Annotated in this window: 9 protein-coding genes; 6 read left to right on the forward strand and 3 right to left on the reverse strand. The window is 67.9% G+C overall.

Translation table 11 applies throughout. The features are described 5' to 3' along the window. Positions 1-151 precede the first annotated feature (151 nt). The 3 genes from imuA to L880_RS0111810 are packed head-to-tail and all read left to right on the forward strand — an operon-like array spanning position 152 to position 5,386. Entirely contained in the window at positions 152-946 is a 795-nt protein-coding gene (gene imuA / locus L880_RS0111800; RefSeq protein ID WP_027475852.1) for a translesion DNA synthesis-associated protein ImuA, read from the forward strand. After that, positions 927-2,225 carry a Y-family DNA polymerase gene (locus tag L880_RS0111805; protein WP_245615105.1) on the forward strand — a complete coding sequence of 433 codons (1,299 nt, stop codon included), beginning with the start codon at positions 927-929 and terminating at the stop codon, positions 2,223-2,225. The genes imuA and L880_RS0111805 overlap by 20 nt, the downstream gene beginning before the upstream one ends. Then, on the forward strand, positions 2,222-5,386 hold the full coding sequence (locus L880_RS0111810) for an error-prone DNA polymerase (protein ID WP_027475854.1): 3,165 nt from the start codon (positions 2,222-2,224) through the stop codon (positions 5,384-5,386). Before L880_RS0111805 ends, L880_RS0111810 begins: the two co-directional genes overlap by 4 nt. Here the strand turns inward: L880_RS0111810 and L880_RS0111815 are convergent. The 3 genes from L880_RS0111815 to dnaG form a co-directional block, all read right to left on the reverse strand. Beyond that, complete coding sequence (locus L880_RS0111815) at positions 5,325-7,367, reverse strand: choice-of-anchor A family protein (protein ID WP_084461253.1); 2,043 nt, start codon at positions 7,365-7,367, stop codon at positions 5,325-5,327. The genes L880_RS0111810 and L880_RS0111815 overlap by 62 nt on opposite strands. Positions 7,368-7,587: 220 nt before the next feature. Next, positions 7,588-9,945: an RNA polymerase sigma factor RpoD gene (gene rpoD, locus L880_RS0111820; RefSeq protein WP_027475856.1), complete on the reverse strand. Its 2,358-nt coding sequence runs from the start codon at positions 9,943-9,945 to the stop codon at positions 7,588-7,590. A gap of 342 nt (positions 9,946-10,287) precedes the next feature. Continuing rightward, complete coding sequence (dnaG, locus tag L880_RS0111825) at positions 10,288-12,291, reverse strand: DNA primase (RefSeq protein WP_043329271.1); 2,004 nt, start codon at positions 12,289-12,291, stop codon at positions 10,288-10,290. A gap of 57 nt (positions 12,292-12,348) precedes the next feature. On the opposite strand from dnaG, the gene L880_RS32290 reads away from it, so the two are divergent. From L880_RS32290 to L880_RS0111840, 3 genes are all read left to right on the forward strand, one after another. Beyond that, positions 12,349-13,446, forward strand: coding sequence for an ABC transporter substrate-binding protein (locus tag L880_RS32290; protein ID WP_245615107.1), 1,098 nt, complete (start codon positions 12,349-12,351; stop codon positions 13,444-13,446). After that, positions 13,443-15,155 carry a GGDEF domain-containing protein gene (locus L880_RS0111835; protein WP_027475858.1) on the forward strand — a complete coding sequence of 571 codons (1,713 nt, stop codon included), beginning with the start codon at positions 13,443-13,445 and terminating at the stop codon, positions 15,153-15,155. Before L880_RS32290 ends, L880_RS0111835 begins: the two co-directional genes overlap by 4 nt. A 103-nt stretch (positions 15,156-15,258) precedes the next feature. Then, positions 15,259-16,917: an acyl-CoA synthetase gene (locus L880_RS0111840; RefSeq protein ID WP_027475859.1), complete on the forward strand. Its 1,659-nt coding sequence runs from the start codon at positions 15,259-15,261 to the stop codon at positions 16,915-16,917. The last annotated feature ends 1 nt before the right edge of the window (position 16,918 follow it).

Here is a 16,918-nt window from a genome sequence, read left to right on the forward strand (position 1 = left end):
CCGCTGCAAGGCCTTCAGGTGTGGGTTGGGTCACGGTGTGTGGCGCGACCTGGGCCCAGAGACCCCTGGCCGGGCTGTGCTGTTGTCTTGTGGCGGCTTGAAATACTGTATAAATAAACAGTTAAAACCCTGTCCACTTTCCTGCTCCACCATGTCTGCCCTTCTCCTGGATGCCATTCCCAGCCTCTGGCGCGCCAGTGACCTGGGGCACAGCGCTGCACCGGTGTGCCCCAGCGGCTTTGCCGCGCTGGATGCCGAGCTCCCCGGCGGGGGCTGGCCGTGTGGCCAGCTCACCGAGGTGTTGCAGCCCGAGGCGGGCTGGCGCGAGTGGCGCTTGCTGGCGCCCAGTCTGGCGCGGCTGTCGCAGCAAGGGGCGGTGGTGCTGGTGGGGCCGCCGCTGGTACCGCACCTGCCGGCGCTGGCCTGGCAGGGGCTGGCGCTGGGCTCGCTGATCTGGGTGCAGGCGAGCAGCCCGGCCGAGCGCCTGTGGGCCGCCGAGCAGGCCTTGCGCTGCCAGGCGCTGGCGGCCTTGCTGGTCTGGCTACCGCCTGGCAAGTCGCCGAGCCTGTCGCAGGGCTTGTCGCAAGGCCTGCGGCGCCTGCAGTTGGCGGCCCAGGCCGGGCGGCAGGCCAGCCCGCCCTGCCTGTGGGCGCTGCGCCCCTGGGCGGCGCAGCAGCAGGCCTCGCCCGCGCCGCTGCGCCTGGGCTTGCGTGCCGGGGCGGCAGATGCCCTGGAGGTGCAGCTGCTCAAACGCCGTGGGCGGCAACTGGAGCGGGCCTTGCTGTTGGCTGCGGCCCGGCCTTCGCCCTTGCGTGCCGGGCCGGCGGTGGCGCCACCACATACACCGCCACCCACACCGTCACAGACCGTGGTGGCCCCGTCTCCCAACCCTTTCAAGCCGGATCGCCATGTGGTGGATCGCGCTCTTGCCCGACCCCTCGGCTGAGCCTGGGCCGGCACTGGCGTGGTGGGCCCTGGGCTACACGCCACGCGTGGCCAGGCTGCAGGACGCCGTGGTGCTGGAGGTGCAGGCCAGCCTGCGCCTGTTCGGGGGGGCGCCAGCCTTGCTGCGCCGCCTCATGGGCGAGGCGGGGGCCCTGGGCGTGCAGCGCATCGGCGTGGCCCCCACGGCCTTGGCGGCCCTGGCCTTGGCGCGTTCCTTGCCCTCTGGCGAGCGGCGACTGCGCCGCTGCCATGCAGCCCGGCTGTCGGCCACGCTGGATGCCTTGCCGCTGCAGGCGCTGCCCGAGGTGGCCCGGCATGCCGAGTTGCTGCAGCGCCTGGGCTGCCAGACCCTGGGCCAGGTGCGGGCCTTGCCCCGGGGCGGGCTGGCGCGCCGCTTTGGTGCTGAACTGTCGAACGCCCTGGACCGTGCCCATGGCCAGCGTCCTGAGGTGTTTGACTGGCAGCTGTTGCCCGAGCAGTTCGAACAGCACCTGGCCTGCCCCAGCCTGGTGGAGCACGCGGCCGGCCTGATGTGGGGGGCGCACCGCCTGCTGCAGGCCCTGGCCGTGTGGCTGGCGGCGCGCCACAGCGGCGTGACCGGGGTGCGCCTGGCCTGGCAGCATGACCCGCGCCGGGGTTGCGAGCCCGGGGCCGAACTGGTGGTGCACACTGCCCAGCCCACGCGCGAGGTGGCCCACCTGGAGCGTCTGCTGGCCGAGCACCTGGCCCGGGTCACGCTGGCGGCGCCGGTGCAGTCCCTGAGCCTGCAGGCGCTGGGCGTGCAGCGCTGGGGCCCCGGCAGTGCCAGCCTGTTGCCGCAGGATCTGGCCGGGGGCGAGCCCCTGCCGATCTGCCTGGAGCGCCTGAGCGCCCGCCTGGGCCCGGGGCGGGTGCTGGCCGGCCGCCTGCAGGCTGACCACCGGCCTCAGCACATGCAGCATTGGCAGCCCGCCATCGAGGTGCCGCCCACCCCGGCCTCGGTGCGCCCGGCCACGGCCACCGCCTGGCAACCCCCCTGGCTGCTGCCCGAGCCCGAGCCGTTGCGCCTGGTGGGCGAGCGCCCGCAGTACCGCGGCCCGCTGACCCTGCTGGCCGGTCCCGAGCGCCTGGAGGCGGGCTGGTGGGACGGCCCCGGCGCAGCCGACCCTGACCTGACCCTGCGCGACTACTTCATTGCCCGCAGCGCCCAGGCCGGTTTGCTGTGGGTGTTCCGGGTGCGGCCCTTGAGTGGCCAGCTTGACAGCCCGACACGCTGGTTTCTGCACGGGGTGTTCGGATGAGCCTGAGCACACCCAGGCCAGTCCTGCCGGCCTATGCCGAGCTGCAATGCCTGTCGAACTTCAGTTTTCTGCGTGGTGCCGCCTGGCCGCAAGACCTGGTGGCCCGCGCCCAGGCCCTGGGCTACGAGGCGCTGGCCCTGACCGACGAGTGCTCGGTGGCCGGTGCCGTGCGCGCCCATGGCGAAGCCAAGCGCCTGGGCTTCAAGCTGATCATCGGTGCGCAGTTTCGATTGCCGCCCGAGCCTGATCTGGGCGACCCGGGCGGGCAGCTGGTGCTGCTGGCCACCAACCGGCGGGGTTATGGCCAGCTGTGCCAGCTGATCACCCAGGCGCGGGCCGGCCAGCCCAAGGGCGAGTACCAGCTGGGCTGGGCCGATCTGCAGGCCCGCCCGGCCCGGCTGGCCGATTGCCTGGCCTTGTGGAGCCCCGAGCGAGACCAGCCCCCCGAGGCCGCGGCCCTGGCCCGGGTGGCCCAGGGGTTGGCCGCCAGCTTTCCCGGTCGGGCCTGGCTGGCCGTGCGCCGCTGGCTGCGCATGGACGATGCCCGCTGGCTGGAGGCCTTGCAGGCCGCCGGCCAGGCCTGCGGCCTGCCCCTGGTGGCGGTGGGCGATGTGCACCTGCACCGGCGATCGGACAAGCGGCTGCACGACGTGCTCAGCGCGATCCGCCTGCGCCGCCCGGTGGCCGAGTGCGGCCTGAGCCTGCAGGCCAATGCCGAGGCACACCTGCGCTCGCGCCTGCGCCTGGCCACGCTGTTCCCGCCCGAGCTGCTGGCCGAGAGCGTGCGCGTGGCCGAGCGCTGCCGCTTCAGCCTTGATGAGTTGCGCTACGAATACCCGCCGGCCCTGGTGCCGCCCGGCCTGAGCCCGGCTCAGCACCTGCGCCACGAGGTCGAGGCCGGGGTGCGGCGCCGCTACCCTGAGGGCGCGCCCGCGGCGGTGCGGGCCCAACTGGAGCACGAGCTGGCCTTGATCAGCGAGCTGGGCTACGAAAAGTACTTTCTCACCGTGCACGATGTGGTGTGTTTTGCCCGCCAACGCCACATCCTGTGCCAGGGCCGGGGCTCGGCGGCCAATTCGGCGGTGTGCTTCTGCCTGGGCATCACCGAGATCGACCCGGGCCGCCACAGCCTGCTGTTCGAGCGTTTCATCAGCCGCGCCCGCAAGGAGCCGCCCGACATCGATGTCGACTTCGAGCACCAGCGCCGCGAGGAGGTGATCCAGTACCTGTACGGCAAATACGGCCGGGGCCATGCCGCGCTGGTGGCGGTGGTGATCTGCTACCGCCCGCGCAGCGCCATCCGCGATGTGGGCTTTGCGCTCGGGGTGCCGGCCCCGGTGGTCGATGCGCTGGCGCGCCATCAGCAGTGGTGGGATGCGCCGGCCGACCTGGGGCTGCGCCTGCAGAGCCTGGGTCTGGCCCTGGACGCCGCTTTGCTGCAGCGCTGGCTGGCCTTGACGCAGCAGGTGCTGGGTTTTCCGCGCCACCTGTCGCAGCACCCGGGCGGCTTTGTGCTGAGCGGCGAGCGCCTGGATGCCACCGTGCCCGTGGTGCATGCCCGCATGGCCGGGCGCACCTGCATCGAGTGGGACAAGGACGACATCGACGACGTGGGCCTGCTCAAGGTCGATGTGCTGGCCCTGGGCATGCTCAGCGCGCTGCAGCGCAGCTTCCAGTTCATGGGGCAGTGGCATGGCCGGCCCTTCGGCCTGGCCGATGTGCCGAGCGAAGACGGGCCCACCTACGACATGCTGTGCCGGGCCGACACGGTGGGCGTGTTCCAGGTCGAGTCGCGGGCCCAGCAGAGCATGCTGCCCCGGCTGAGGCCGCGTGAGTTCTATGACCTGGTGGTGCAGGTGGCCATCGTGCGGCCCGGGCCCATCCAGGGCGGCATGGTGCACCCCTACCTGCGGCGGCGCCAGGGCCTGGAGGCCAATGACTGCCCGGCCGGGCTGGAGGTGGCCCTGGAGCGCACCCTGGGCGTGCCCATCTTCCAGGAGCAGGTGATGCAGATCGCCATGATCGCGGCCGGCTTCAGTGCCGAGGAGGCCGACCAGCTGCGCCGCAGCATGGCGGCCTGGAAACGCAAGGGCGGCATCGGCCACCTGCGCGAGCGCCTGTTCGAGGGCATGGCCGCGCACGGCTACACGCTGGAATTTGCCGAGTCGATCTTCAAGCAGATGGAGGGCTTTGGCGAGTACGGCTTTCCGGAAAGCCATGCCGCCAGCTTTGCCTTGCTGGCCTATGCCAGCGCCTGGCTCAAATGCCACGAGCCGGCCTGTTTTCTGGCCGCCTTGCTGAACTCGCAGCCGATGGGCTTTTATGGCCCCTCGCAACTGGTGCAGGACGCGCGCCGCCATGGGGTGGAGGTGCGCCCGGTGGATGTGCTGCACAGCGACTGGCTCAGCACCCTGGAGCCGCCGGGCTGGGCCGGGGCGCGCCAGCCCGCGGTGCGCCTGGGCCTGCAGCAGGTCAAGGGCCTGGGCGAGGCCCAGGCCCGGCGGGTGGTTCAGTTGCGCCGCAGCGGCCAGCCCCTGAGTGTGGAGCGCCTGGCCCGCGAGGCCGCTCTGGATGCCGGTGACCTGGCCGCGCTGGCGGCGGCCAATGCCCTGGAGGGCCTGGCCGGGCACCGCCGCCAGCAGGTGTGGCAAAGCGCTGCGCTGCACCGAGCACCCCGCCTGCTGCAGCACGCGCCGGTGCATGAGGCCCCGCTGGCCTTGCCCACCGCCAGCGAGGCCGAGGCCCTGAGCTGGGATTACCAGGCGACCGGCCTGAGCCTGGGGCGGCACCCGCTGGCCTTGTTGCGCGCCGAGCTGGCGCGGCGCCACATCTTCAGTGCCGAGCAATTGCAGGCGGTGCCGGGGCGCCGCCGGGTGCAGGCCTGCGGCCTGGTCACGGTGCGCCAGCGCCCGGGCACGGCCAAGGGCACGGTGTTCGTCACGCTAGAAGACGAGACCGGCGTGGTCAATGTGATCGTGTGGGCCGCACTGGTGGCCGAGCAGCGCGAGGCTTTGCTGGGCTCGCGCCTGATGGCGGTGGACGGGCTGTGGCAGCGCGAGGGCGAGGTCTGTCACCTGGTGGCGCGCCGCCTGCACAACCTCAATGCGCTGCTGGACCAGACCCTGGGCGCGATGAGCCCGCGCAGCCGCGACTTTCATTGACCTTGTCCGAGGCTGTGCGGCGCTTTCGCCGGTCGATGGCAGGGCCCATCCAGGTGCCCAGGCTCAGCAAGCCCAGGCCACTTGCCAGACCCAGCAAACCCCAGGGTGTCAGCAGCGGGATGCTGTTCAAGGTCGAAGGCCCGCTCTCCGAGGGCGGTACAGGTGGAGGTGCCGGGGGCGGTTCGGACTCATCGCCTGGCGATGCCGCCAGGATGCTGATGTCCAGCGGTATGGGATCGGGTGTGTCGCCGGCCACCAGCGTGCTGCCCGGGCTCCACCAGCCGGTGTCGGGCAGACTCAAGGTGTGCCCCTCTTGCAGCACGGCACCCGTGATCCGCCGCGCCAGCACCTCACAGGCCTCCCCGTCTTGCAGCAGCCCACTTTGAGCGACCTGCGGGGCTTGCAGAAGCAACGATTGCTCGCCGGAGTGGCTGCAGAGCAAGTTCAGCTCGATCCTGGGATGGGTCTGGACAGCCCGGTGATTGCCCAGGTAACGCGGCAGCACCCGCAGTGAGGCGTTCATCACAGGGCGGATCTGCAGCAGCAATTCGACCGGGTTGGTGTCGGGGGTGATCACCCGGGGGTTGTCGCCCACCCACAATCCGGGTTGGGGTGATGGCCATTGCCAGCCTCTTGGCAGTTGGGCTGCGCGCTCCAGCTTGGCCACGAGCAGACAGGACTCGTCGGTCTGCAAGCCTTCGATCCAGCCGGCTGCAGGCGGCGTGATGCGCACCGACTGTGTGCCCGAGCGCTCGCATTGGCTCTCGATCTGAAGCAGGGGGGCATCCGTGATGCGCAGGGCATCGCCGTCGTAACGCACCTGGATGTTCAGGGCGGCTTGCATCAGGCCTGGGGGCGGACTTTCAGGCGGGGGTTCTGGGGGCACTTCAGGGGGAGGTTCGGGGGGCGAGGTGTCGTGGCCGGGTTCTGTCGCAGGCGGGTCGTCGGTGGGTGGGTCGGGCAGTTCGCCCTTGAAGTCGTAGTTGTGAAACTCGCTGCCCTGGCTGTCCTGGGTCAGATCGCCCGCCACCAGCACCCGTCCGTTCAGGCCGGGCAAGGCGTTGTACAGCGCACCTCGGGCCACCAGCACACTGCCTTGCCATTGGGCCCCGCCACCGAGCTTCACCAGGCTGGCCTGGGGAAAATTCCACAGCATGCGACGGGTGAGCTCGGTGTCGAACTGAAAGCCGCCGTGGCCCGCGGGGTCGGTCATGTCGTAGAACTGCAGGCTGACGGTAGGGGTGCCCGGGTGGTTGATCAGCACCGTGGCGCCCGGTGGGATGCCTTTCAGGCGCAGGCCGCCACTGGGCAGGTCGGCACTGAGCTTGAAAACCTGAAGGGCGGACTGTCCGTCGCCCTGGAGCACCATGGGGTGCTGCCCGCGAACGGTGCCGGTGGGCGCCAGTGTGGCCCAGTAGGCGCTGCGCTGGGCCAGGCTGTTGAAGTCGACCGGGGGCGGGGTCGGGCTGGTCTGATAGCGCACCCCCCCGCGGGCCTGCACCTGACCTGCACCCACCCGGGCCCCGCCAATGAGGGCTGTGGAGCGCAGGTTGGGTTGACCCACTGCCAAGACGGCACTGGGGTCCACCGGCTGGATCTGTCCGCCCACCACCAGGTGCGGGGGGCTGCTGGCCTGATCCGCGTCTGGCGGCACCACGCAAGCGCCAGCACCCACTTGCACCAGGTTGTAGTAGCCCCGGGTGCGCAGCACCAGGTCGCCACCCACGAAGATCCGGCCCTCGGCTTCACTGCCCTGCAACACATGAAAGTGGCCGCCGACCACCAGCGAGTAGGCCTCGTCACGGCCTTCCGCCCCCAGCTTGCGGCAGGCCGCTGGCGGCCCGTAGTGGCTGGGGCAGTCAGGCCCGAGGCAAGGGCCTGTTTCGGCACCCAGGCCACTGCCGGCGTAGGAGGGGGTTGAGAGCAGAGCGCTCAGGCTGAGCAAGATCGGGAAGCCTGGGTGAGAAAAAGCAGCAGTCATGGCGGTGCAGCGATCAGTTGTACCATCTTCCGTCTCTGAAACGAACGGCTTTTGTAGCAAATGAGTGGGCTGTTTGCCGTGACGTAAGGCTTGTGAGCGGGTGCTTGGGGTGGGGCTGGCCTGCCGTGCTTCGCCCAGCAAAAAGCCCCTGGCCGCAAGGCGCAGGGGCTGGGTGGATCGGGGGGCGCCGCAGGGGCGCCGGTCGATCAGGGGGCGTGGATCACAGCGAGTCGATGAAGCTGCGCAGCTTGTCGCTGCGGCTCGGGTGCTTGAGCTTGCGCAGGGCCTTGGCTTCGATCTGGCGGATGCGTTCGCGGGTCACGTCGAACTGCTTGCCCACTTCTTCGAGGGTGTGGTCGGTCGACATTTCGATGCCGAAGCGCATGCGCAGCACCTTGGCTTCGCGCGGGGTCAGGCCATCGAGGATGTCCTTCACCACATCGCGCAGGCCGGCCTGCATGGCGGCGTCGATCGGGGCGGTGTTGGAACCGTCCTTGATGAAGTCGCCCAGGTGGCTGTCGTCATCGTCGCCGATCGGGGTTTCCATGGAGATCGGCTCTTTGGCGATCTTCATGATCTTGCGGATCTTGTCCTCGGGGATCTCCATCTTGGCGGCCAGGATGGAGGCATCGGGCTCAAAACCAAACTCTTGCAAGTGCTGGCGGCTGATGCGGTTCATCTTGTTGATGGTCTCGATCATGTGCACCGGGATGCGGATGGTGCGGGCCTGGTCGGCGATCGAGCGCGTGATGGCCTGACGGATCCACCAGGTGGCGTAGGTCGAGAACTTGTAGCCGCGGCGGTATTCGAACTTGTCGACCGCCTTCATCAGACCGATGTTGCCTTCCTGGATCAGATCCAGGAACTGCAGACCGCGGTTGGTGTACTTCTTCGCAATCGAGATCACCAGGCGCAGGTTGGCCTCGATCATTTCCTTCTTGGCATCGCGCGAGGCGGCTTCGCCTTCGTTCATGCGCTTGTTGATGTCCTTCAGCTCGGTCAGCGGCACCACCACGCGCGATTGCAGGTCCATCAGCTTTTGCTGCAGTTCCTGGATCGGAGGGATGTTGCGGGCCATCACCACCGACCAGGGTTTGCCGGCGGCGGCCTGCTTTTCGACCCATTTCAGGTTCAGCAGGTTGGGCGGGAATTCCTTGATGAAGGTTTCCTGCGGCATGCCGCACTTGTCGACGATGATGCGGCGCAGCTCGCGTTCCTTCTTGCGCACGTCATCGACCTGGGCACGCACCAGATCGCACAGCTTCTCGATGGTCTTGGCGGTGAAGCGGATCGTCATCAGCTCAGCAGACAGTTGCTGCTGGGTCTTCATGTAGGTGGCGCCGCCGTAGCCTTCCTTGTCATAGATCTTGTGCATCTTCTCGAACAGCTCGCGCAGCTTGTCGAAACGCGACAGGGCTTCACGCTTGAGTTCTTCGAGCTTCTTGGTCAGGGCCTTGGAGCCGCCCTTGCCGTCGTCGTCGTCGGCTTCGTCGAATTCGTCGAAGTCTTCTTCGGCCACATAGTCGTCGGCCTCGTTGGCGTTGGAGAAGCCGTCGACGATGGTCGAGATGACGATCTTGCCTTCGCGGATTTCCTCACCCATGTTGAGGATTTCGGCGATCGTGGCGGGGGAGGCCGAGATGGCTTCCATCATGGCCATCAAACCGCCTTCGATGCGCTTGGCGATTTCGATTTCGCCTTCACGGGTCAGCAGCTCGACCGTGCCCATTTCGCGCATGTACATGCGCACCGGGTCGGTGGTGCGGCCGAATTCGGAGTCCACGGTGGACAGCGCGGCTTCGGCTTCTTCTTCGGCTTCCTCGACCGTGGCAGCGGTCGGGGTCACGTTGTTCTGGAACAGGGTTTCGGCGTCGGGCGTCTGCTCGTACACCGCCACACCCATGTCGTTCAACATGGTGACCACGACTTCCATGGTCTCGGCATCGACCAGCTTGTCGGGCAAGTGGTCAGAGATTTCGACCTGGGTCAGGTAGCCGCGGGTCTTGCCCAGGGTGATCAGGGTCTTCAGGCGCGAGCGGCGCTTGGCCATGTCTTCTTCGGACAGGACGGTCTCGTCCAGGCCGAATTCCTTCATCAGCGCGCGTTCCTTGGCCTTGCTGATCTTCATGCGCAGCGGCTTGACCTTTTCGGTCGTGGCCGCGGCGGGGGTGGCTTCGACCTCACCTTCGAGGTCGGCTTCGATGTCGGACAGGTCCAGATCGTCGTCGCTGGATTCCTTGACCGCATCGGCCTTGGGCTTGCGACCGCGCTTGGCGCCGGTCTTGGGGGCGGCGTCCTTGTCGGCGGCAGCCTTGGGCGGGCGGCCCGGCTTTTTCTTGACCGGAGCGTCTTCGCCAGCGGCCGCGGTGGCCTTGGAGGTCTTCTTCAGTTCGTCGGAGGTGGCTTCAGCCTTGGGTTTCGATGCGGGCACTGTGGTGGCTTTCTTGGCAGACGGGGTCGCCGCCTTGGCACTGGCAGCCGTCTTGGCTGCCGAGGACTTGGCGGTGGCTTTCGGAGCAACCTGGGCCGGGGCGGTGGACTCGGACTTGACGGGCTTCGCGGACTTTTGAGCGGGCATGAACAACCTCAGGATCAAACAGGAACACAAAGAAACGAGCAAGCGCCACATATCCCGGCGCGGGTGGCACGGCAAAGGGTGATCGGGCGCAATTTCTTGCAGCTGTGGCAGCCCTTTGCAGTCGAGAAGCAGGCAGCCGGGCAGGGCCTGGCCACGCGGTTCTCAGGGGCAAGATGTCTGGGCGAACATTTGGTGTGCAGTCCTTGCGGATGGTGGGCGCGTGCCCCGTCTAGGGGTGTGGTGCGGGCCCGGGCCGGAGGTGCTGCTGTCGCTCTTGCCGATGCAAACCTTACATTATACCGATGTGGCCGCTTTTCAAGGGCCGGGTACCAGAACAGGGTTTTATTGGATCGCCACGCGCTGCAGATTCAGCTCCAGCTCGGTGCGGCGCTTGAACAGGGCGCGGTAACGCTCCAGGGCGGCCGGGTCGTGCCGCACCGCCTCGATGGCCTGTTTTTCCTGCAGCTTGAGCTGTTCGACCAGCATGCGGTTGAGCACGCCGCGCAGTTCGGCCCGCAATTCCTTGATTTCGCCCTCGGTCTGGGCGTGTGAGCCGGTCATGAGCTTCACCGCCAGCGCCTCGAAGGCCTGCCCGCGCAGGCTCTCGCGCAGCACCGCCCAGGGCACGGCCCCGTGCTCGTGGAACTGGCTTTCCAGCCAGACGAACAGGGCGCCGTGCGGTGCCGGCAGCTGGCACAGCATGTCGTGGTCATCGTGGCTGAGGCTTTCCAGGGCGCTCATGTGCGACAGCAGCAGGCGGGCTGCATGGTCGGGGCGTGTCACGGGGGGCGTGCGCGGGCCGTCGTCGTTCTCTTCGGGTTTGGCGTTCCATTTGCCGCCTTTCCAGCCATCGCGCGAGCCTTTGAAGCCGTCCTTGCCGCCCTTGAAGCTGCCCTTTTCAAAGCGCTTGCCCGGGCCGCCCGGGGGGTGGCCAGGGCCTGCACCGCCGGCGTCGGGCCAGGCGCCCTGGCCGCCATCGGCATGCCAGTGGGGGGCGTCATCCGAGGCGGCATGGCGCTGGCCTTGGCGGGGCGGGGGGCCGGCATCGGGGCTGCCCTGCCAGAGGGCCGCCAGGTCGGCGGTGGGCAACTGGGTCAGTTCGGCCAGTTCGCCCAGCAGTTGGCGCTTGAGCACGCCTTCGGGCAAGGCGCTCCACAGCGGGCGGGCATTGGCCGCCATGTGGGCGCGGCCTTCGGCCGTGCCCAGGTCACATTGTTCGCGGGCGGCCTCGATCAGGAAGCGGCTCAGCGGCAGGGCATCGCCCACATGGCGTGAAAAGGCGTCGGGGCCGTATTCGCGGATGAAGCTGTCGGGGTCGTGTTCGGCCGGCAGGAACAGGAACTTCACGCTGCGCGTGTCGGTGGCATAGGGGATGGCGCCATCCAGTGCCTTGCGCGCGGCGCGTCGGCCGGCGGCGTCGCCGTCGAAGCTGAACACCACCGAGTCGGTGAAGCGGAACAGCTTGTGCACATGGTCGGCGGTGCAGGCCGTGCCCAGGGTGGCCACGGCGTTCGGGAAACCCAGCTGGGCCAGGGCCACCACGTCCATGTAGCCTTCGGTGACCAGGGCATAGCCCTGCTCGCGCAGTGCCGTGCGGGCCTCGTACAGGCCATACAGCTCGCGTCCCTTGCTGAACACCGGTGTTTCGGGTGAGTTCAGGTACTTGGGCTTTTCGTCGCCCAGCACGCGCCCGCCAAAGCCGATGCATTCGCCCTTCACGTTGCGGATGGGGAACATGATGCGGTCGCGGAAGCGGTCGTAGCGCCGGCCGTCCTCGTCGCTCACGATCACCAGGCCACATTCGGCCAGCAGGGGACTGTCGTATTCGGCAAACACGCTGGCCAGGCTGCGCCAGCCCTCCGGGGCATAGCCCAGGCCGAAGCGCTTGGCCACCTCGCCCGACAGGCCCCGGCCTTTGAGGTAGTTCACCGCGCGGGGCGACACCTTGAGCTGCTTGCGGTAGGCGTCGCCGGCTTTTTCAAGCACCTCGCTCAGGCTGAGCTGCTTTTGTCGCTGTTCGGCGGCACGGGCCTTGTCGTGCGGCGACACATCGTCATCGGGCACCTGCAGGCCATATTGCTGGGCCAGGTCTTCCACCGCCTCGCGAAAGCCCATGCCTGCGTGCTCCATCAGAAAGCCGATGGCATTGCCGTTCTTGCCGCAGCCAAAGCAATGGAAGAACTGCTTGGACGGGCTGACCGAGAAGGAGGGCGATTTCTCGCCATGGAAGGGGCACAGGCCCATGAAGTTGGCCCCGGCCTTCTTCAGGGGCACGTAGCGACCCACGATGTCCACCACATCGGTGCGGGCAAGAAGTTCCTGGATGAAAGACTGTGGAATCGTCACCCGTCTATTGTCCCCTTAAACTGTCAGCTGGACGGAACACCTAATATGACAAGCGGCATGCGACCCTCAGCTGGAAGGCGCGCCTTCTGGCGTGCAGGACTGGCGCAGGCGGCGCTGTGGACCTGGCCGGACGCTCGTGCCCAAGGCAAGGATGGGGCCGGGCCTGCCGATCCCAGCCGTGTGCTGCGGGTGCTGGCCTGGCCCGGCTATGCCGATGCCGACATCGTCAAGGCCTTTGAGCGCCGTTTCGAGGTGCGGGTCGAGCTCACCATCGTCGGTTCTGATGATGTGCTGCGCGAGCGTCTGGCCCGGCGAGACCCCGACACCGGCGGGCCGCCGTTTGACGTGCTGGCCGCCAACACGGTTGAACTGCAGCGCCTGCGCGATCTGAACCAGCTCTCGCCCTTGCCGCTGGCCTGGATCCCCCAGGCGGCGGCCCAGTTGCCGCGCTTCCTGAAGCGTGACGCGATCCCGGGGCTGACCCAGGGCTCGCAGCTGTTCGGCATGCCTTTCACCTACTCCGAGATGGGCCTGATCTTCGACCGCCGTCAGATGACGCGCCCCCCCGAGTCGATCCAGGCACTGTGGGATGAGCGCTGGCGTGGCAAGGTGCTGGCCTTTGATGGCAGCACGCACAATTTTTCCATCGCGGCCCAATCGCGCGGTCTGCCCCCGTTTCGCATCCCAGAAGGCCAGCTCGGCCCTTTGGCCCGGCATCTGGTGGCCCTGCGGCGCAATGTGCGGGCCTTCTACTCCCAGCCGGACGAATCGGCCGACCTCTTCCGTCGCCACCAGGTGGCCTTGATGTTTGCCAACTACGGCCGTCAACAACTCAAGCTGTTGCGCGACCAAGGGCTGGATGTGGGCTATGCCTTGCCACGCGAGGGGGCCTTGGCCTGGCTGGACTGCTGGGCCATCACCCGCCAGGCCCGCAGCCTGACCCTGGCCGCACGCTGGATCGACACCATGCTGTCGCCCGAGGTCAGCCAGGCTTTCAGCCTGCGTCAGGGATTGGCCAATACCCGCGAGGAGCCGCCTGAGGTGGCTTCGGGGGCCTCCTTGCTGTGGCTGGAGCCGGTCGAGGACGAGGCCCGCCGCATCGCGCTGTGGCAGCGCATCCGGGATGGTGAGCGGCCCGAGAGGCTGACGGTATGAGGCCCGGTGGCATTGCCTTGCGGCTGAGTCTGCTGCTGGCGGCGTTCAGCGTGTTTGCCGCCGGCCTGGCCAGCCACTACACCTTTGTGAGCAGCCGCGCCATGATGACCGAGCGCGCGGAGCGCTACTTGCTGAGCACCACCGAGGTGCTGGCTCGCCACCTGCATGCCAGTCTGCAAAGCGTCTCGCAAGACGCCCTGGTCCTGGCCACCCATGCGCAGGCTCGGGCCTTGCTGGAGGCCCCCCGGGGAGAGCCGGGGCGGCCGCAGCCGGCTGCACGCGAAGCCATGGCGCAGGCCTTCGAAGCCATGCTGGCCGCCCACCCGGGTTATCTGCAGGTGCGCCTGATCACTGCGCAGGAGCACGGCCTGGAACAGGTGCGGGTGCTGCGCCAGGGCGAGGTGCTGAAGCGCATTCCTGAGCACGACCTGAGGGAGAAAGGGCATTTCCCCTATGTCTTCGAGGCGCTTGCCCAGCCCGCCGGGCAGGTCTACCTGTCGGAGTTTGCCGTCAGCCATGACGATGCCCCGGAGGTGAACGACATGCCTTCATTCACGGTGTCGGCACCGGTGGTGTCTCAGGGGCGCACCTTGGGGGTGGTGGCTTTGCAGGTGGCAGCACGCCCCTTTCTGCAGAACGTGATGAGCAATCTGCCAGGAGGCTTCCAGCTTTACATGAGCAACCGTTGGGGCGACTGGCTGATGCACCCGGATGCCAGCCAGACCTTCGGCTTCGATCATGGGCAACGGGTGTTCATCCAGGACACTTTTCCCGAGGCTCAGGGCCTGCTCAGCGGCCGCGTCCAGTCGCTGGTCACGCGGGCCAATGACCCCTACGGCGAGCCCCTGGCGGCCGCATTTGTTCGCTTGCCCCTGGGGGCCGAGGTGGATCAGCGATTCCTGCTGCTTGGCCTGGCGCAGACGCTCAGCGTCGTCGAAGGCGATACGCCGGTGCTGGGGCGCAGTATCTTCCAGGTTCTGTTGCTGGTGTGTCTGGCAGCCCTGCTGTTGGCCGTGCTGGTGTCGCGTGTGGTCACGGAGCCTTTGAAGGCGATGGCCGCGGCCACGCGCAGCCTGGGCAAGGGGCAGCGTGTGATGGGCCTGCCGGTGGAGCGCCGCGATGAGATCGGCGAGTTGGCACGCAGTTTTCAGCACATGGAGGAGCAGGTCTGGCTGCAGATGTCCCAGCTGCGCAGCCGCCACAACGCCATGGACCACCTGGCCCACCACGATCCTCTGACCGGCTTGCCCAATCGGCGCCTGGTCGAAGCCCGCCTGGCCGACGCTCTGGACCGGGCCGACCGTTCCGGGCTGGTCTGTGCCGTGCTGTTTGTGGACCTGGACCATTTCAAGAACATCAACGACGGCCTGGGCCACGAGGTGGGCGATGCCGTGCTGCGTGCCGTGGCCCAGCGCCTGAGCGATGATCTGCGGGTGGGTGACCTGGTGGGGCGCATGGGGGGCGATGAGTTCGTGGTGGTGTGCGAAGGCTTGCATGGCGAACTGGATGCCGACCCGATCGCCGCCAAGCTGCAGGCCCAGTTCCAGCAGCCGGTGTTGCACCACGGGCTGCCCATCCAGGTGCATGCCAGTGTGGGCATCAGCCTGTACCCGCGTGACGGGCACGATGTGCGCAGCCTGCTGTCGGACGCCGACGCCGCCATGTACCGGGCCAAACAGGGCGGGCGCAACAGCCGGCCGGCGGCCTGAGCGCGGCCACACCTTCCGGCTTGAAACGCCCGCGTAAGGCGGCCGCCGCAAAATGAAACCAGCGCAGCCCGTGCTGTGTTCTTTTCGCACATCAGGAGACCTCATGACCGCCCTTTATGACCAGGATCTGCCCCGCACCGAAGCCAACTACGCCAGCCTCACGCCCCTGAGCTTCATCGAGCGCACGGCCCAGGTCTACCCGGACCGCCTGGCCATCGTGCACGGGCGCGGCGAGCAGGTGCTGCGCCGCACCTGGGCCCAGACCTATGCACGCTGCCGCCAACTGGCCAGTGCCCTGAGCCGCGCCGGCATCGGCAAGAACGACACGGTGGCCGTGATGCTGCCCAACACCCCGCCCATGGTCGAGGCGCACTTCGGCGTGCCCATGGCCGGGGCGGTGCTCAACTCGCTCAACACCCGGCTCGACCCCGAGACCATCGCCTTCATGCTCGACCATGGCGAGGCCAAGGCCCTGATCGTCGACCCCGAGTTTGCCCTGGTGGTGCAAAAAGCCCTGGCCCTGCGCCAGGCCCAGACCCCGCTGCTGTTGATCGATGTGGAAGACCCGGTGTATGGCGAGACACCGGTCCGGCTGGGCCAGCAGACCTATGACCAGTTCGTGGCCAGCGGCGACCCCGAGTTCGCCTGGCAGTTGCCGGCCGACGAGTGGGATGCGATTGCGCTGAATTACACCAGCGGCACCACCGGCAACCCCAAGGGCGTGGTCTACCACCACCGCGGTGCGGCGGTGAACGCCATCTCCAATGTGCTGGAGTGGGACATGCCCAAGTTTTCGGTCTACCTCTGGACCCTGCCCATGTTCCATTGCAACGGCTGGTGTTTTCCGTGGACGGTGGCCGCACGGGCCGGCGTCAACGTGTGCCTGCGCCGGGTCGATCCCGAGGCGATCTTTGCCATGATGCGCGAGCACGGCGTCACCCATTACTGCGGGGCGCCCATCGTGCACGGCCTGCTGGTCAATGCACCGGCCGCGCTGAAGGCTGGCGTGCCTGCCGGCATCCGGGCCATGGTGGCGGGCGCGGCGCCACCGGCTTCGATGATCGAGGGCATGGAGCAGATGGGTTTTGACCTGACCCATGTCTATGGCCTGACCGAGGTGTACGGCCCGGCCACCGTGTGTGCCAAGCATGAAGCCTGGGATGCGCTGGACATCGGCGAGCGCGCCCGCCTGAATGCCCGCCAGGGCGTGCGCTACCACCTGGAGCGTGATGTGCGTGTGCTCGACCCCGAGACGATGCAGCCCGTGCCCCAGGACGGCGAAACCATGGGCGAGATCATGTTCCGCGGCAACATCGCCATGAAGGGCTATCTGAAGAACCCCAAGGCCACGCAAGAGGCCTTTGCCGGCGGCTGGTTCCACAGCGGGGACCTGGCGGTGCAGTACCCCGACGGCTACATCAAGATCAAGGACCGCAGCAAGGACATCATCATCTCGGGCGGCGAGAACATCTCCTCGATCGAGGTCGAGGACGTGCTGTACCGCCACCCCGATGTGCTGGCCGCCGCGGTGGTGGCCAAGCCCGATGCACGCTGGGGTGAAACCCCTTGTGCCTTTGTCGAGCTCAAGGCAGGGGCTGAAACCACGCCCGAAGACATCGTGGCGCATTGCAAGAAGCACCTGGCCGGCTTCAAGGTACCGCGTGCGGTGGTGTTCGGTGAGCTGCCCAAGACCAGCACCGGCAAGATCCAGAAGTTCGAGTTGCGCAAGCAGGCGGGCTCGGCCGGCGCGATCGACGTCTGAG

It is taken from the genome of Curvibacter gracilis ATCC BAA-807, from assembly GCF_000518645.1.
Lineage (GTDB): Bacteria > Pseudomonadota > Gammaproteobacteria > Burkholderiales > Burkholderiaceae_C > Curvibacter > Curvibacter gracilis.